The following is a 17182-nucleotide window of genomic DNA, read 5'->3' on the forward strand; positions in this document are numbered from 1 at the left end:
GCGCTGCACATCCATCGAAGAAAGGACAGAGGACGCCATGTTTCATTTATTCACACACGGAGAAAAACTGCGGCCGATCGTCGAAGAGGTGGAAAAGCTGATCGAGCAGCGGCACCGGGAGATTGCCAAACTGGTTGATTACAATCAGCTGAAGGTGCTGCGTTCATTTCAGGCCCGCCAGGTAAACGAATTTCATTTTGCACCGTCTACCGGTTACGGGTATGACGACGTCGGACGAGCCACCCTGGAAGCGATCTATGCCGACGTATTCGGCGGGGAAGCGGCGCTGGTGCGGCCGCAAATCGTCTCCGGCACGCACGCGATTGCCATCTCGCTGTTTGGTCTGCTGCGCCCCGGCGACGAATTGATGTACATCACCGGCAAGCCGTATGACACGCTGGAGGAGGTGATCGGCGTCCGAGGACACGGACAAGGCTCGTTAAAGGAGTACGGGATCGGCTATCAGGCGATCCCGCTGACAGCGGAGGGAGAGGTCGACTTTGACGCCGTCGCCCGGGCGTTGACACCGGCGACGAAGGTGATCGGCATTCAGCGTTCGCGCGGGTATGCCGACCGTCCATCCTTTCCCATCGCCAAGCTGGAAGAGATGATTTCGTTCGTAAAGGGGCTTAATCCCAAGCTGATCGTGTTTGTCGACAATTGTTACGGCGAGTTTACCGAAGAGCGGGAGCCGCTGCAAGCGGGGGCAGACATCATGGCCGGCTCGCTGATCAAGAATCCGGGCGGCGGGATTGTCAAGACCGGCGGATATATCGTGGGCAGGGAGGAACTGGTCCGCCTCGCTTCCTATCGAATGGCGGCGCCTGGCATCGGAGCGGAAGGAGGAGCGTCGCTCTACTCCCTGTTGGAGATGTATCAAGGTTTTTTCCTGGCTCCGCACGTCGTCGGCGAAGCGCTGAAGGGGGCGATTTTTTCTTCGGCCTTGCTGGAGCGGCTGGGCTTTCGGACCAACCCGCTCTGGAACGATCCGCGGACAGACTTGATTCAATCCGTCGCATTCGGTTCGGCTGAACGGTTGATCGCCTTCTGCCAGGGGATTCAGAAAGCCTCTCCCGTGGACTCTCACGTTTTGCCCCAGCCCAGCGACATGCCGGGGTACAAGGACCCGGTCATCATGGCGGCGGGCACGTTTATCCAAGGCGCCAGCATTGAATTTACGGCAGACGGACCGATCCGTCCGCCGTATCTGGGCTTTGTACAGGGGGGCTTGACCTACTCCCACGTAAAGGTGGGAATCCTTACAGCGCTGGATGAACTGCTGGTAAAAGGACTGCTTGACCTGCCCGAGTGAAGCCGTTTCAAATCTGATGTTAATTTTCCTAACATGCATTGACATGAAAGGTGACATTCATGTAGAATGAAAAACAAGGAACAGGATAGGGGAGGGTAACGCATGAGTGATCAGGATCGTCGCGCCATGGCTCTCTTTCCCATAGGTATCGTCATGAAGCTTACAGAGCTAACCGCCAGACAGATTCGCTATTACGAGCAGAACGGTTTGATCCAACCGGCCCGAACGGAAGGCAGGCAGCGTTTGTTTTCCTTCAACGATGTGGACCGGCTGCTCGAAATAAAAGAGCTGTTGGATAAAGGCTTGAACATCGCGGGGATCAAGCAGGTGCTGAAGATGCCGCCGGCTGCAGAAAAGCAGGCCATGTCGGCACCGAAGGAGAAAGCGGCAAAGAAAGAACTAAGCGACAAGGAGCTGCGCCAATTGCTGAAGCAGCAGTTGTTCAATCCTTCCCTTACGCACGAGCCGGTATTGAACCGCGGCGAACTTTCACGATTTTTTCACTGATTTCTGGTGAAGAAATAGATAGAGAATCCAGTCAGGAGGAGAAAAACCATGAGCCGTTACACGAAAGAAGAAATTTTGCGCTTGGCAGAAGAGGAAAACGTCAATTTTATTCGCCTGCAATTTACGGATTTAATGGGGATGATCAAAAACGTAGAAATTCCGCTGTCACAGCTCCCGAAAGCGCTGGACAACAAAATGATGTTCGACGGCTCATCGATTGAAGGGTTCGTCCGCATTGAAGAGTCTGACATGTACCTGTATCCCGACCTCGACACCTGGGTTGTTTTTCCCTGGGGAAATGAGCACGGGAAGGTAGCTCGCCTGATCTGCGACATTTACAATCCGGATGGTACACCGTTTGAGGGGGATCCGCGCTACATCCTCAGACGGGCGATGAAAGAAGCGGAGGAGATGGGCTTTACGAAGTTCAACGTAGGCTCCGAACCTGAATTCTTCCTGTTTAAATTAAATGAGAAGGGCGATCCCACCTTGGATCTGAACGACCAGGGCGGATACTTTGATTTCGCGCCGCTCGACTTGGGCGAAAACTGCCGCCGGGACATCGTGCTGACACTGGAAAAAATGGGTTTTGAGGTAGAAGCCTCCCACCATGAAGTGGCTCCCGGGCAGCACGAGATCGACTTCAAATATGCGAACGCGCTGAAAGCAGCCGATCAAATCCTCACCTTTAAACTGGTGGTCAAGACGATTGCCCGCCAACACGGGCTGCACGCCACCTTTATGCCCAAGCCGCTGTTCGGCGTTGCCGGCTCCGGGATGCATACACACCAATCGCTGTTCTCCGGAAACGAGAACACGTTCTACGACGAGTCGGATGAGTACGGCCTGAGCGTCACGGCAAAACACTATCTGGCAGGAATTCTCGCTCACGCCCGCGGTTTTGCCGCGATCACCAATCCATTGGTCAACTCCTACAAGAGATTGGTGCCTGGATACGAAGCTCCCTGCTATGTGGCCTGGTCAGGCAAAAACCGCTCGCCGCTCGTGCGGATTCCCGCTTCCCGCGGCCTGAGCACGCGGATCGAAGTCCGCAATCCCGACCCGGCAGCCAACCCGTATCTGGCGCTGGCAGTCATGCTCAAAGCAGGACTCGACGGCATTAAACGAAAACTGCCGCTGCTTCCGGCCGTCGATCGCAACATCTACGTGATGAGCGAGCAGGAGCGGGAAGAAAACGGTGTAGCCAACCTGCCGGCTACGTTGAAAGAAGCGATCGAATGCTTGAAGGACGATCCGGTGATTTGCGAAGCGCTGGGCGAGCACGCATTGGTTCACTTTATCGAAGCGAAAGAAATCGAATGGGATATGTTCCGCACCCGTGTCCACGACTGGGAGCGCGAGCAGTACATGACGATGTATTGATGGGAAGAAACCCTTGCGCCTGTAGGTGTGAGGGTTTTTCTTTTGTGTGGGTGAATGGCGGAATTTTTTTCGGAATGGGTTCCATCGTGGCAATCCCGGGGGTATTTTTCACTAAGGCAGACAGTCCGACTCGTTCCTGGCGGGCTATTCTGGCCTGCGAGAATCTGTAACTTTTATGCCGGCTTGTTCGTAAAAATGGGGGAGAGTATTAGGAAAGGAGGCAGCGGGATGGAGATACTATTGTGGATGATCGTGGTTGCTTTGTTTGTGATCAGTATCGCCGGTGTGTTCATGCCGGTATTGCCGGATACCCTGCTTCTCTGGGGAGGCTTCCTGCTGTACCAGTTTGCCATCGCCGAGCCGGGAGCGGGTCTGCCTGCTTCGTTCTGGTGGGGAATGGCTGTGCTGAGCGTGCTGATATTCGGCGCCGACATTTTGATGAGCATGTACTTCGTGAAAAAGTATGGCGGCTCCAAGTGGTCTTCCCTCGGGGCGATTGCGGGTGTCATCCTGGGCATTATGATTTTCCCGCCGTTTGGCATCATCATATTCCCCTTTTTGATCGTCTTTGCCATCGAGATGTTTTTCCAGAATCAGCCTGCAGACAGGGCGTTGAAGGCGGGGTTGGGGTCGCTTGTCGCCTTTTTCAGCAGTGCCGTGATGAAGGTGGCTGTCCAGATTATCATGATCATCTGGTTTTTCATCGCGATCTGACCGTCCCGGGGAAAGAGGGAGCAAACAGAGAAGACAATGCAAAACAGGGCTGTACCGTGAGGCGGAATCGTCCGCTTTCGGTACAGCCCTTGTGTTTTTGAAGAACGTTTTTGCATTAATGAATGATGCGATACACACCGATCACCTTGCCCAGTATCGACACGCTGTCGAGGATGATCGGGGACAGAGCCGCGTTTTCCGGCTGGAGGCGGAAGTGGGTTCTCTCTTTGAAGAAGCGCTTCACTGTCGCTTCGTCGTCTTCCGTCATGGCTACGACGATGTCGCCGTTGTCGGCTACGCTCTGCTGGCGTACGATGACGTAGTCGCCGTCCAAAATGCCCGCTTCAATCATGCTGTCTCCGGAGACTCGCAGCATGAAGACTTTGTCAGACGAAACGATGTGTTCCGGCAGGGGAAAGTAGTCTTCTACCTCTTCAATTGCCGTAATGGGTTGACCCGCTGTTACTTTGCCGACGACTGGAACGCGCACGACAGGCTGTTCGAACTCGTCCTGGAAACGGCCGCCTTCCTGCAGCAGCTCGATCGCTCGGGGTTTGGTCGGATCGCGGCGAATCAGCCCCTTTTTTTCCAGTCGTTCCAGGTGGCCGTGAACCGTGGAACTGGAAGCCAGTCCGACGGCTTCACCAATCTCGCGCACAGATGGAGGATAGCCCTTGTCCTTCACTTCTTTGCGGATAAAGTCGATAATTGCCTGCTGACGTTGGGACAGCTTGGACATCGTGACACCTCAATTCTCCTGATCTTTTTCTACATTATACCATGGGATCTTGCGTTCGACAAACATAAGTTCGATTTTTTTGTTGACATGAACACATGTTCGCATTATGATAGAGACAAATACAGAACAAATGTTTGCGGGGTGTTGTTTTATGATGAACACTGTACATAAACGCCGGGGCAGATTGGGAATCAGGCGCGGACAAGCCTTATTGATGATGTTAACTTTCTGTTTTATCCTCTACATATTAAGCGATCTGGTCTTTGCTTCCGAGCCGGAGGCGGCTATTCGGATGGAAGTGACGGTACAGGAGGGGGACAGCCTCTGGAAGCTGGCAGCCGAGTACCACGACCCTGATAAAGTGGACATTCGGGATTACGTCCAATTGCTCAAAGATGTAAACCATCTGGAGGATCCGACGATCTATCCCGGCCAGACGCTGATCATTCCCGTACAAAAGTAAAACGAGCGGCCATCCGTGTGCTATAATAGACAGACGATGCAAAGATGGAGGGACAGATGTGGTTACTGACGCGGAGATCAAGAGGATTAACGAGTTGGCGAAAAAGTCGAAGGAATCAGGACTAACTGACGAGGAAAAACAGGAACAGCAGCGGCTTCGGCAGAAGTACATCGCTGCCGTTCGCACTTCATTGAAGGCCAATTTGGACGCAATCCGCTTTGTGGATGAGAACGATATAAAGCATTGACAGCGGCGCACCCCCTCATTCCGGTCCATGTATTCGGGATGAGGGGGATTTTCCGTCAGTAAGATGCATTTGCCGCTGCCCCGCTCCATTTGATACCATAAAAAGGAAACCATGCCGTGTGTAAGGAGGAGGTACCGTGACAGTCCGCCATCCGGCCTTTCAGGATGAACAATTGCACTTGGACGAGACGATAGCTGTCATCGATAAAGAAATAGACGATCTGCGCGAGGGTCTGAAGGAAGCAACGGATGACTACGTGAAGCAGGTCGTGCTTGCCGCCCAGTCCAAAGAGCTGCGCTATTTGGAACAGGCACGGCCAAAGCCGTATTTCGGCCGAATCGATTTCACCCGGGATGAAACCTTTGAACGGGATCGGGTGTATATCGGAAAGCGGGGAATGGTCAAAAGCGATACCTTTCAATCCGTCGTGGTCGATTGGCGCGCTCCGATCGCCAGCCTGTATTACAGCGGAGAGAGCAAACAGGCTTCCTACCGCACCCCGCAAGGAATCGTCAGGGGGGAAGTAACGCTAAAGCGCAACTTCGCGATTGAAGACGGGAAGATCAAGGGAATCTACGACGGAGCGCTAAAAGAAACGATCAACCGGGAAGCAGGGGCGCCTGACGAGTTTCTCGACGAGGGGTACATCGACGAATTTCTCGCTTCCCATCTCAACCAGACAAACGACAACCGTTTGAAGGACATCGTCGCCACCATACAGTCCGAGCAGAACAGCATTATTCGCGCGGAAAAAAACCATCCTGTCGTGGTCCAGGGGGTAGCCGGCAGCGGCAAGACGACGATCGCCCTGCACCGCCTGTCGTATTTGATTTACAACTACCATCACGTCATGTCATCGAAGAAGTTTATGGTATTCGCTCCCAACCGGCTTTTTTTACATTACATATCCGACGTTCTCCCGGAATTGGGGGTAGAAGACGTCCAGCAGACCACGTTTTTTGACTGGGCGGTAAAACTGCTGAAGAAGGATTTTCCCAAGGGGTGGCGGATATTTGATCCGTCACGGTCCCAGTTGGTGTTTTTTGAGCCGGACGTCCCGCCTAAGCAGGCAGAAGCGGCCCGGCAGCGGATGGGGTTCAAGGGCTCGCTGGCCTGTCGTCAGACCATCGAAACCTATGTGCAAAAGCTTATCCTGGAACGGATACCGTTTAAATCGCTCCGCTTCGTGTACAAGAAGACGATGCAGGTTTTTGAGATCTCGGGAACGGAAATCCGCCGTTTGTTCGTAGAAGAGTACAGACAGCAGCCGCTCAAGGAGCGGGTCGAAACCCTGTACAAGCACCTCAAACAGCAGATGAATAAGCAGTTTTTCGCCTATATGCGGGAACATAAGATCGATTTGGACAAAAGGGCGCTCACCAAGTTTGAATCGCAGCTGGAGCAGATCGTTCAAGGCTATTTCGAGCAGTGGCCGAGCTTTGCGTTCTTTCCTGCCTACATCGAATTGATGTCTGACCCGGGCAGCCTCCGCCAAGCTGCTCCCGGATCAGTCAGTGAAGAGACCGTGAAGTCCGTCGTACAGACTTCTGTGGAGATTTTTGCCAAAGAGCGGCTGGAAGCGGAAGACTTGGCTCCTCTGCTCTACCTCAAACACCTGTTTGAGGGTCTGGACAAGCTGGGACGGTTTGATCACGCGGTCGTTGACGAAGCACAGGACCTGAGTGTTCTGGAAATCGCGCTGATTACCCTGATGACCAAGCAAAGCTCGGTCACGATCGTCGGCGATATGGCCCAGGGCATTCATTCGTACCGCGGCATGCACAGCTGGGCGGAGATGACTGACGGGCTGTTTGCCGGTCACTCCCAGGAATTCTACACCCTGGAACAGAGCTACCGCTCGACCGTAGAGATTATGCACTGGGCCAACCACGTCCTGGAGCGAGGCAATCTCAGCGGCATCACCTTCGCCAAGCCCGTCCTGCGCCACGGTGAAAAGCCGGTGTTCTTGCGCCTCCGTACGCAGTCCGAGGTGTTCGGCGATCTGGTCAAACAGGTTGGACAATACCAAAGCGAGGGATACGCCTCGATTGCGATCGTCACGAAAACCGTTTCGGAGGGGAAAAAAGCCTTTAAAGCCCTGATGCCCCAGCTGGAGGGAGTGCGGCTTTTAGGATACAAGGATGCGGAATACCCCGGGGGAGTGACGATTCTTCCCGCTTATCTGACCAAAGGGCTGCAGTTTGACGTGGTCATCCTGCTTGACGCCGACGAAGCTCACTACGGGCTAAACGAGCAGGATGCCAAACTGCTCTACGTCGCGATGACCCGCCCTGTGCACCGCTTGCTTCTCTATGCCATCCAGAGCCCGACGCCGCTCCTGTCCGGCCTCGCGTGAAGCGCTCCCCTGTCCCCTCTACAGCCGAAAGGGCTCCCGGGTCAATTTCTTCATCTTGCGAAGCAGTGTGGAATGGTCGATCTGCAGCGCTGCTGCCGCCTGCCGCACGCTGCGATGCCGCTGCAGCGCCTCGCGGATCAGTTCTTGTTCTGTTTGCCTGAGCACTTCTTTCAGCCCGGCATTCCGCCGGGCTTTTTCATGCGGCACGGCGGGAACAGGTTCATTTGGCGACCGGGCTGCGAGGGTTTGCTTCATGTAGCTGGGCAGGTGGGCCGGTGTGATTTCGTTCGATACGGTTGAGACGATCAGGTTTTCCATCAGGTTGCGGATTTCCCGGATGTTTCCCGGCCAGTGGTAGGACTGCAGGTATTCCATCGTTTCGGGCGTGATCGATTTTTGTATGCCGTACGCTTTGCAAAATTTTTTCAGGTAGTAAGCGAACAGGGGCGGTATATCCTCTTTGCGGTCGCGCAGTGGCGGGATATGCAGGTTGATGACGTTGAGCCGGTAGAACAGGTCCTCGCGAAATTCTCCCTTGTCTACCAGGTCCTTAAGCTGACGATTTGTCGCGGAGATGATCCGGATGTCGATCGGGATGGTTTTGGTTCCGCCTATTTTACGCACTTCCCGCTCCTGCAGGACTCGCAGCAGCTTGGCCTGCAGGTTAAGCGGCAGATCGCCAATCTCATCGAGCAGGATGGTTCCGCCGTCTGCTAATTCGAACAGCCCCAGTTTTCCGTTTTTTAACGCACCCGAAAACGCCCCTCGTTCATAGCCGAACAGTTCCGATTCAAGCAGGTTTTCCGGTATCGCCGAACAGTTGATTTTGATGAACGGCTGCTTGGCCCGCGGGCTGTGATGGTGGATCAGTGATGCAATCACTTCTTTTCCCACCCCGGATTCCCCGCTGATCAAGACGGTCGTCGGATACGCGGCAACCTGGTAGATCAGCCGCACGATCTCTTTCATCGTCTCGCTGTGGTAGACGATTGTTGCTTCGGACGAGTCTACGTGGCGAAAGTGGGCGATTTCTCCGGAAAAGGTCTCGTTCAGCTCCCGCGCTTTTGCCAATTCCTCCTCCAGCGCCTTCAGGTAGGTAATATCGCGAACATTGCTGACAACCATGCAGATGTTCCCGCGTTCATCTCTCACCGGATGAGAGGTGGACAGAGGGAAGGGACACATCCGGGATGACACTCTGGATCGGCCGGGACATGGCATCTCCTCTCGGCAGTTGCGTGAGCCGCTCGGCCGCTTCGTTAAACAGGATGATGTTTGTCTGCCGGTCGATGGCGATGATTCCGCTGCTGCAGGTGTGAAGCAGTCCTTCCAGAACGGCCGCGCGGGATACGGACATGGAACCTTTGTTCATAAACACCTCTCCTTTCATCATAGAGTAGTGGTGTAGACACGCACCAGCTGGTGTGGCAGAGCACCGCGACTGGTGTCCGTACGAGTCCCTCTATTGGTGCAATTATACACAATATTCGAATTTATTCGCCGCATCCTGGCTTTCTTGGCTTGTTTTTTTTGGCACGCAGCTTGCTATTTACGTTGTGTGAACACGTCAGGGGGTGATCTACCGAAAAAAACCGGAGCTGCTTGGCGTATCAGACTAATTGGTCCGTGTCGGCAAATTTGAAATCAGGGAGGTAGTACGGCGATGGCAAAACCGAAATTGTACGTATTGGACACCGGCAGAATGAAAATGGATAAAGGATTTATGGTGGCAATGCATAAACCGGCTTCAGTACTCGATCCCAACACCCCGGCTGAGTTTGTCGAGTTTCCTGTCTACGCTGTCTTGATCGATCATCCGGAAGGAAAAATTCTCTTTGACACCGGCTGCAATCCGGAGGGAATGGGGGAGCAGGGCCGCTGGCCGCAAGGGGTGCAGCAATTGTTCCCCTACTATGCAGCGGAAGAATGCTATCTGATCAACCGATTGGAACAGTTGAAAGTACGCCCCGAGGATATCAGGTACGTGGTCGCTTCGCATTTGCACCTCGACCATGCAGGCTGTCTGGAACTGTTTACGAACGCGACCATCATCGTTCACGAGACAGAACTGGCCAACACGATGAAAACGTACGCGATCAACAAGGACATGGGAGCCTATGTCTGGGCCGATATCGACGCATGGGTAAAAAACGGCCTCAACTGGCATCCGATCAAGCCGGGAGAAGACGAGGTGCCGCTGGCTGAGGGCGTGAAAATCCTCAACTTTGGCTCCGGCCACGCTTGGGGCCTGCTGGGGCTGCATGTTCAACTGCCCGGAGCGGGCGGCATCATCCTGGCGTCCGATGCGGTCTACTCGGCGCAAAACTACGGGCCGCCGGTGAAAATACCCGGCATCATCTACGATTCGATCGGCTTTGTCAATACCGTGGAGCGGATTAAAGCGTATGCCGCCCGAACCCATTCACAGGTGTGGTTTGGCCATGACAGCGAACAGTTCCAACAGTTTATCAAGTCGACGGAAGGATACTACGAATAAGCGCCAGCGGCGGGGAGGGAAAGAGATGAAAGGAAAAGTAGCGATCATGACCGAGCCGGGAAAACTCCAGTTTGCCGAGTACGAACTGCCGGAGGCCGGACCCGGCAGCGTGCTTGTCAAAGTGGTTCGCACCAATGTCTGCGGTTCGGAACTCCACATCTGGCAGGGACACCATCCGACAAAGAAGTCCGGAGTGATGGGCCACGAGATGGTGGGGCGAATTGAACGGCTGGGAGCAGGGGTAGAAACCGACTACGCCGGCAATCCGGTGAAGGTAGGCGACCGCGTCGCCGCTGCGTACTTTTTGACCTGCCGCAGATGCCGGTCGTGTCAGCAGGGTCAGTTCCACCTTTGCGAGAACGCGTACAAGTACTGGACCAAAGACGCTGAAGAAGCGCCCCATTTTCACGGTTCGTTTGCCACGCATTACTACATTCACCCTGACCAGTATTTTTACAAGGTTCCGGAAAATGTGCCGGATGCCGCTGCAGCCAGCGCCAACTGTGCGCTTTCCCAGGTGTATTATGGCTTGGAGAAGGCGTACGTTCACTACGGGGACGCCGTGGTGGTCCAGGGGGCAGGGGGACTTGGGCTGAATGCCTGCGCTCTGGCAAAAGAGTTTGGCGCGACTGTCATTGTCATCGACGCCGTGCCAAGCCGTTTGGAAAAAGCGCGAGCGTTTGGCGCCGATTATCTGATTAATCTGCAGGAATACGATACGCTTGAGAAGCGGGTGAACGCTGTCAACGAAATCACGGGAGGCAAAGGCGCTGACGTCGCCATGGAACTGACCGGGGTGCCGGCAGCATTCCTGGAGGGCATCCACCTGCTCAGAATGGGCGGCAGATACGTCAGCATCGGCAATATCTCACCGGGACAATTGGCCCCGTTTGACCCCGGACTGATGACCCGCAAGTCGATTCAGATCATTCCGGTCATCCGGTATGACCCCTGGTACTTGAACAAGTCGCTCGCGTTCCTCTCCAGAACGATCGGGAAATACCCGTTCGGAGAGATGCTTGACGCGGATTTCCACCTGGAAGAAATCGGTGTTGCCTTGGACAAATCAGCCAGCCGGGAGATTACGAGAGCATCCATCATTGTCAAATAGACATGCAAAGAACAAGGCTGTGAATCGTTCGTCGGAGGGAGAGATTGATGACAGTGGAACGCATGCAGATGTATATCGACGGAGAGTGGACAGAAAGTATTTCGCGGGAGACATTTTTCTCGATCGACCCGGCTTCAACCAAACCGCTTGCCGAGGTTCCGCGGGGGGGAAGCGAGGATATTGATCGGGCAGTCAAGGCGGCGAGGACCGCCTTTGAATCGCGGGACTGGCAGGAGATGCTGCCTGCGGAACGAGGACGGATGCTGTACAGGATGGCGCAGCTCATACGCGAGCAGCAGGCTGAGCTGGCCCGCCTGGAATCGCTTGACACTGGAAAACCGCTGTCACAGGCCCAAACAGATGTAGAAGTGGCAGCCCGCTACTGTGAGTACTACGCGGGGGTAGCCGACAAAATCCTCGGGGAGACGATTCCCGTTCGCCCCGACGTCTTGGATTATACCGTACGGGAGCCGCTTGGCGTCACCGCCCATATCGTCCCCTGGAACTATCCCATCCAAATCGCCGCGCGCAGTCTCGCCCCGGCCCTGGCGGCGGGGAATACGATGGTCATCAAACCGGCGGAGGACACCCCGATCACCGCGCTGAAACTGGCGCAGCTCGCCGAAACGGCTGGCGTGCCAGCCGGGGTGGTAAATGTCGTCACCGGGTTTGGGACAGAGGCGGGAGCGCCGCTGGCAGCCCACCCGGACATCGACCACATTACGTTTACCGGATCGGTCGCCACCGGGACTGCAGTGATGAAGGCAGCAGCTGTGAACATCAAGCCGGTCACCCTGGAATTGGGCGGAAAGTCTCCCAACATCGTCTTTGCGGATGCCAATATGGATGAAGCGGCCCAATGGGTGGTTCGGTCGATCGTTCAAAATGCGGGGCAGACGTGCTCAGCGGGTTCGCGGTTGTTGGTCGAACGATCGATCCGCGAAGAATTTGTCGCGCTGGTGACTGAAAAAATGAAACAGCTGCGCATCGGTCCGGGCCTGGAAAATCCGGATGTGGGACCGATTATTTCGCAAAAACAGCTGGAGCGGATCGAATCGTACATGCGTGTCGCCCAGACGGAAGGGGCGGCGATTCGCATCGGCGGCCAGCGCTGTCCGTCAGCGGGTGCGGGTTTCTTCTTTGAACCGACGGTTGTGGATCACGTATCGGCATCGAGTCCGCTGGCCCAAGAAGAGATCTTTGGACCGGTGCTGGTCGTCCTGCCGTTTGATACCATCGAGGAGGCACTGGCGATCGCCAACGGCACAGAGTACGGACTGGTTGCGGGCATCTGGACGAATCACATTCACAAGGCGCACTGGCTGGCAGCGCGGCTAAGAGCGGGGCAGGTATTCGTAAACAACTACGGAGCCGGCGGCGGAGTAGAGATGACCTTTGGAGGATACCGCAAGAGCGGCTTTGGCCGGGAGAAGGGGCTGGAGGCGTTGAAATACTACACGCAAGTGAAGAATATTGCCATCAAGATCAGTTTGTAGGCAGCAAAGATGTAGGTATCCAATCAAGGAAGCTTGGCTGTCCTTGATTGGATACACATCTTGCGCCGGGGAACTGGCCTTGCGGCGTTATTTCTAGTGATCCCCGTGGTTTCCTTTGCTCGGGTTGGAGATGACGTAGCCCTCTTCCGGCAGGTACAGGTAATCGACGACCACGCCGTCCAGCAGTTCTTCGTCTTTCTGCAGAATGAGGTCAATGCCTTTGTCGGTCGAGACGACCAGATCGTTCTCGGTAGGAACGTCCAACGCCATTCCGTAATGGGCGTGACTGCCGTGTTTATGAGTGACGTAGACACGCAGTTTCAGCGTCTTGTCTTCTTCTTGTTCCAACACCTCGTGCAGCTTTTTGGCCGCATTGCGCGTAATCTTGCATTTCATGCAAACATTCTCCTCGTAAATATGACTTCACTCTATCTTATCAAAGTTGTCCGGCTTTGCGCCACTGCCATCTCCATTTCGCAAACGTTCCATAAAAAGCGAAGCGGCGCAATCGGTCGCGCCGCCGGCATTCAGATCAGCTCTGTCAGGTCAGTCCAAATCATCTCGTCCCTGTACATTTCCTCATCACGCGGGGGATAAGACAGCTCGTAGAGGTCGTACATGGGCATGTCCGAAATCTCGATATAGCGGTTGGGATCCATTGCTCATCCTCCTTTCAGACAACATTTTGCCCAGAATGCTAGAAATCATCCCGCAAATTCTAAAAAAAGAATCTTGATTTTCAGAAACAAACATAGTAGACTAAATCTTGTCGTTTCCGCAACTGGATGGGTGTCCGAGAGGCCGAAGGAGCACGATTGGAAATCGTGTAGGCGGGGATAACTCGCCTCGTGGGTTCAAATCCCACCCCATCCGCCAGAATCTGCCGGTGTAGCTCAATTGGTAGAGCACCTGACTTGTAATCAGGGGGTTGTGGGTTCAAGTCCTATCGCCGGCACCACTTCTTCAAAACTTTCAATGCGGCACCTGTTTCAGGTGTCTTTTTTTCGTCCGGCAGGCCGTGCAGGAATTTGGCCCTGGAAGGAGAAATCTGGTAACATGGATACGAATGCAAAAACACAAGAGGAGGCCTGTGGATGAGTAAAAAGGTGTTGATTGTCACTGGTGATGCGGTCGAGGCATTAGAGATTTTTTATCCGTATTACCGCTGTCTGGAGGAAGGCTTTGAAACGGTGATCGCTTCGCCGACCAAAAAGACCCTCCACACGGTTTGCCACGATTTTGAGGCCCACAGCGAGACCTACACGGAAAAACCCGCCTACCAGCTTCCTTCGCACATCGCATTTGAAGATGTCCGTCCGGAAGAGTTTGACGGCCTGATCATCCCCGGGGGACGGGCTCCGGAGTACATCCGCTTGAATCCACACCTGAAGCCGATCGTCGCCCATTTCTTTGAGGCGGATAAGCCCGTTGCCGTGATCTGCCACGGTTCACAGGTGCTGGCGCTGGTCAAAGAACACCTGGAGGGCAAGGAGATGACGGCTTACCAGGCCTGCCGCCCCGATGTCGAGGCGTGCGGCGCCGTGTACAAGACGGAGACTCTGCACGTTCACGGCAAGCTGGTTTCCGGTCACGCCTGGCCTGATCTGCCCGGCTTCATGCGCGAGTTTATCCGCCTGCTCCGGTAATTTTCGCCGGGAATGGCTGCAAAATCAGTCAACCAAAACGATCCCTTTTGAAGAAACAGCCGTCTGCAAGCGGCGGCTTTTTTTTCGGAAGGGATTTTTCTATGGGCGATTTTGCGCAAGCTTACAAATATGTAAGGTTGCTGTAAGGTTATTCGATGGGAATCGATCCGCCTCCTCATTACAATAAAGTCATGCTGATCATATCAACGACGAAATCAATACAGGTGTCAGGAGGAATCTGTGATGACCTTTAGCCAGTTCGCGCTGCGCAACGTCACGCGCAACAAGCGTACATACGCGGCGTTCTTTTTCAGCAGCGCGTTTTCTGTAATGGTATTTTTCATCTTCGCCATGTTCGTGTTTCACCCCGGTCTGCAGCGCGAGGAAATTGGGGCAACGACCGCGCAGGTCATGGGGGTATCGGAATACATCATCTACCTGTTTTCCATTTTCTTTGTATTTTACTCGATGAGCGCATTTTTGCAGTCGCGCAAAAAAGAATTCGGGATTCTCATGATGCACGGGATGTCGTCGGCACAGTTGAAGCGCCTCATCTTTTTGGAAAACATGATCATCGGTCTCACAGCGATCGCTGTAGGGATCGGAGTCGGCCTGATCTTCTCCAAGCTGTTCCTGTTGGCTGCGGCCTATGTGCTGAAGACGGAGGCGCTGCCGTTTTACCTGTCCTGGACTGCCGTACTGATTACGTCCATCTCGTTTACCGTTCTTTTTCTGTTTATCTCGGTATTTACTGCGGCGTTCGTTCGCGGAAGCAAGCTGGTCGAGCTTTTGAAGGGGAGAAGCAAGCCGAAGAGCGAGCCGAAGGCATCTGTACCGTTGTCCTTGCTGGCTGCTGTGCTCATCTTGGCAGGGTATGTCATCTCCTTTTCAGTTCAGCAGGTGCAAGTGGTCGTAGCCATGCTGCCTGTTATCGTGATCGTCATTATCGGCACGTACTTTATGTTTACTCAGCTCAACGTGTTTGTCATCAGAATGCTGAAGCGAAATCGCCTGTTCTACTGGCATAAGACCAATCTGCTCAGTTTGTCCGATCTGGCCTACCGCATGAAGGACAACGCCCGCATGTTTTTCCTGGTTTCGATTGTCTCCACCGTGGCCTTTTGCGCCATCGGGTCACTGGCGGGATTCAAAAACATGATCATCGAGGTGCAGACAGCAGCGAATCCTTTTGCGATCAGCTACTTTTCGGAGGCGGGTAACCCACAGGAAGAGAAGCACGTGTCACTGATCGAAAAAGGACTGGCCGAACACCACATCCCGTACAAAGAAGTGCAGGCAGTTTTGAACCACCAGACGAATGCAAAAACCGATCGAGATGTCGTACTGCTGCGACTGTCCGACTACAATCGGCTGGCCCAGGCATTGGGGTATCCGACGGCAGAAGTAAAGGGCAGCGAAGCCCTGCTGCTGCCGACTGGACAGGAGCTGGGGGGAGCGGCCGGCCCGCAGACCGCCAATGAGACGATCAAATTAAAGGAAAGCGGGCTGTCCGTACAGACAACAGGTGCCGTTGAGAAAACGGTGATCAAATCCTTCGGCCCATGGGCGATTGGACTCGTTGTCTCCGATCAGTTTTACTCCGAGGCGTCTGCATCCGGGACAAACGAAACGTTCTTTGGCTTTCAAGTAGATAACCTGGCGGATACGGCGGGAGTTGGCATGACATTGGAAGAGGCGATCGGCTATGGTGACGCATACAGCTTCTTTGCATTGGCTTCTGTTCTGTTGCTGGTGAATCAGACATTTGGTGCCGTTCTGTTCGTCGGCCTGTTTGTCGGCGTCATTTTCTTTGTCGCGGCAGGAAGCTTTCTCTACTTCCGGCTCTACACCGATCTGGAGCACGATAAACGGCAGTACCGGGCGCTGGTCAAGATTGGCCTTACCGAGCGTGAACTGGGCAAGGTGATTACAACTCAGCTGCTGCTGCTGTTCTTCGTACCGACGATTGTGGCGGTGATTCACAGTTCAGTCGCGTTCGTCGCGCTGCACAACCTTCTCCAGTACACCGTGTTCACGTCATCCGCGATCGTGCTGGGCAGCTTCTTCCTGGTGCAAATCGTCTATTTCCTGTTTGTTCGGTCGATGTATCTGCGGCAAATCAAGGAAGCGGTCTATTGATGAAGCCTTTGTGAACCGATTGGAAGAAAGGAAATGTGATACAAAATGGATCAACGGATGGAACGAGTCCGGCAGATTGAACACTTGTACAAAGAGCATTACCGGTATTTGCTGAATTTCCTCTCGGCCCAGACGCCAGATAAGCAGCTGATAGAGGACATCATTCAGGATGTCTTCGCCACCCTGATCAATAAATCGGATCTGCTGGTCGATTTGCGATATTCCAAACAGTATCTGAAGCGGAGCGCCAGGAACAAACTGATCGATTGTTGGAGGAAAGCCAAGCCGGCCTTGTACGAGGACGAAGAAACCATCGGCCAGCTGCAGGCGGGCCGAGCCTTTGAGCGGGAGGTTGAACTGACCGAGGAGATCCGGCAGGTGCTGGGGAAATTGCCCGATCACTACCGAAACGTCATTATCGCCAGAGACTATTACGGATACAGTTACCAAGAGATAGCCGAATTGACCGGATGCTCTTCGAACAGCGTCAAGATCAAAATTTTTCGGGCGAGAAAACAGTTTATCCATCACTACAGGCAGGCAGCGGGATCGATGGCCTAGATGGATGACAA

General features: G+C 54.2%; 18 protein-coding genes and 2 tRNA genes. 15 read left to right on the forward strand and 5 right to left on the reverse strand.

Translation table 11 applies throughout. The annotated features are described in order from the left end of the window. The first annotated feature begins 37 nt into the window (after nucleotides 1-37). The 4 genes from HGBM_RS00880 (at nucleotide 38) to HGBM_RS00895 (ending at nucleotide 3916) form a co-directional block, all read left to right on the forward strand. Nucleotides 38-1312, forward strand: coding sequence for a methionine gamma-lyase family protein (locus HGBM_RS00880; protein WP_019119219.1), 1275 nt, complete (start codon nucleotides 38-40; stop codon nucleotides 1310-1312). Nucleotides 1313-1414: 102 nt separating this feature from the next. Next, a complete protein-coding gene (locus HGBM_RS00885; protein WP_019119220.1) occupies nucleotides 1415-1819 on the forward strand; it encodes a MerR family transcriptional regulator in 405 nt (134 codons plus the stop codon). Between the two features lie 48 nt (nucleotides 1820-1867). Further along, a complete protein-coding gene (gene glnA / locus HGBM_RS00890) occupies nucleotides 1868-3202 on the forward strand; it encodes a type I glutamate--ammonia ligase (RefSeq protein WP_019119221.1) in 1335 nt (444 codons plus the stop codon). A 228-nt stretch (nucleotides 3203-3430) separates the two neighbouring features. Further along, the gene (locus HGBM_RS00895; protein WP_019119222.1) at nucleotides 3431-3916 is read left to right on the forward strand and encodes a DUF456 domain-containing protein; all 486 of its coding nucleotides are present in this window, start codon (nucleotides 3431-3433) and stop codon (nucleotides 3914-3916) included. Nucleotides 3917-4031: 115 nt separating this feature from the next. Here HGBM_RS00895 and lexA read toward each other — a convergent pair whose 3' ends face one another. Continuing rightward, on the reverse strand, nucleotides 4032-4655 hold the full coding sequence (lexA, locus tag HGBM_RS00900; RefSeq protein ID WP_019119223.1) for a transcriptional repressor LexA: 624 nt from the start codon (nucleotides 4653-4655) through the stop codon (nucleotides 4032-4034). 151 nt (nucleotides 4656-4806) lie between these two features. Here lexA and yneA point away from each other — a divergent pair, with 151 nt between their 5' ends. From yneA to HGBM_RS00915, 3 genes are all read left to right on the forward strand, one after another. Continuing rightward, nucleotides 4807-5118, forward strand: a complete 312-nt coding sequence (yneA, locus tag HGBM_RS00905) for a cell division suppressor protein YneA (protein WP_019119224.1) — start codon at nucleotides 4807-4809, stop codon at nucleotides 5116-5118. 58 nt (nucleotides 5119-5176) lie between these two features. Beyond that, entirely contained in the window at nucleotides 5177-5365 is a 189-nt protein-coding gene (locus HGBM_RS00910; protein ID WP_019119225.1) for a DUF896 domain-containing protein, read from the forward strand. 136 nt (nucleotides 5366-5501) lie between these two features. Then, nucleotides 5502-7721: a HelD family protein gene (locus HGBM_RS00915; protein WP_019119226.1), complete on the forward strand. Its 2220-nt coding sequence runs from the start codon at nucleotides 5502-5504 to the stop codon at nucleotides 7719-7721. An 18-nt stretch (nucleotides 7722-7739) separates the two neighbouring features. Here the strand turns inward: HGBM_RS00915 and HGBM_RS00920 are convergent, their stop codons facing one another. After that, nucleotides 7740-8846 (reverse strand): sigma-54 interaction domain-containing protein, encoded by a 1107-nt coding sequence (locus tag HGBM_RS00920; protein WP_019119227.1) that lies wholly within the window; start codon nucleotides 8844-8846, stop codon nucleotides 7740-7742. Between the two features lie 16 nt (nucleotides 8847-8862). Then, nucleotides 8863-9093 (reverse strand): PAS domain-containing protein, encoded by a 231-nt coding sequence (locus tag HGBM_RS00925; RefSeq protein WP_019119228.1) that lies wholly within the window; start codon nucleotides 9091-9093, stop codon nucleotides 8863-8865. 291 nt (nucleotides 9094-9384) lie between these two features. Here HGBM_RS00925 and ahlS point away from each other — a divergent pair, with 291 nt between their 5' ends. The 3 genes from ahlS to HGBM_RS00940 are packed head-to-tail and all read left to right on the forward strand — an operon-like array spanning nucleotide 9385 to nucleotide 12825. Continuing rightward, nucleotides 9385-10218 (forward strand): AhlS family quorum-quenching N-acyl homoserine lactonase, encoded by an 834-nt coding sequence (ahlS, locus tag HGBM_RS00930; protein WP_019119229.1) that lies wholly within the window; start codon nucleotides 9385-9387, stop codon nucleotides 10216-10218. A gap of 25 nt (nucleotides 10219-10243) precedes the next feature. Beyond that, entirely contained in the window at nucleotides 10244-11329 is a 1086-nt protein-coding gene (locus HGBM_RS00935; RefSeq protein ID WP_019119230.1) for a zinc-binding dehydrogenase, read from the forward strand. Between the two features lie 47 nt (nucleotides 11330-11376). Beyond that, nucleotides 11377-12825: an aldehyde dehydrogenase family protein gene (locus HGBM_RS00940; RefSeq protein WP_019119231.1), complete on the forward strand. Its 1449-nt coding sequence runs from the start codon at nucleotides 11377-11379 to the stop codon at nucleotides 12823-12825. A gap of 93 nt (nucleotides 12826-12918) precedes the next feature. Here the strand turns inward: HGBM_RS00940 and HGBM_RS00945 are convergent, their stop codons facing one another. After that, on the reverse strand, nucleotides 12919-13221 hold the full coding sequence (locus tag HGBM_RS00945; protein WP_019119232.1) for a HesB/IscA family protein: 303 nt from the start codon (nucleotides 13219-13221) through the stop codon (nucleotides 12919-12921). A gap of 131 nt (nucleotides 13222-13352) precedes the next feature. Continuing rightward, nucleotides 13353-13484, reverse strand: coding sequence for a hypothetical protein (locus tag HGBM_RS32020; RefSeq protein ID WP_019119233.1), 132 nt, complete (start codon nucleotides 13482-13484; stop codon nucleotides 13353-13355). A 124-nt stretch (nucleotides 13485-13608) separates the two neighbouring features. Here HGBM_RS32020 and HGBM_RS00955 point away from each other — a divergent pair. The 5 genes from HGBM_RS00955 to HGBM_RS00975 all read left to right on the forward strand — a co-directional run bounded on the left by HGBM_RS00955 (nucleotide 13609) and on the right by HGBM_RS00975 (nucleotide 17171). Continuing rightward, nucleotides 13609-13701: transfer RNA gene (locus tag HGBM_RS00955), tRNA-Ser, on the forward strand. Nucleotides 13702-13707: 6 nt separating this feature from the next. Then, nucleotides 13708-13783, forward strand: a tRNA-Thr gene (locus HGBM_RS00960). Between the two features lie 136 nt (nucleotides 13784-13919). Beyond that, nucleotides 13920-14471, forward strand: coding sequence for a DJ-1/PfpI family protein (locus HGBM_RS00965; protein WP_019119234.1), 552 nt, complete (start codon nucleotides 13920-13922; stop codon nucleotides 14469-14471). Nucleotides 14472-14714: 243 nt separating this feature from the next. Beyond that, nucleotides 14715-16610, forward strand: coding sequence for an FtsX-like permease family protein (locus HGBM_RS00970; RefSeq protein WP_019119235.1), 1896 nt, complete (start codon nucleotides 14715-14717; stop codon nucleotides 16608-16610). A 45-nt stretch (nucleotides 16611-16655) separates the two neighbouring features. Then, nucleotides 16656-17171, forward strand: a complete 516-nt coding sequence (locus tag HGBM_RS00975) for an RNA polymerase sigma factor (protein WP_019119236.1) — start codon at nucleotides 16656-16658, stop codon at nucleotides 17169-17171. Nucleotides 17172-17182 lie beyond the last annotated feature (11 nt).

The organism is Brevibacillus massiliensis (genome assembly GCF_000311785.1).
Lineage (GTDB): Bacteria > Bacillota > Bacilli > Brevibacillales > Brevibacillaceae > Brevibacillus_C > Brevibacillus_C massiliensis.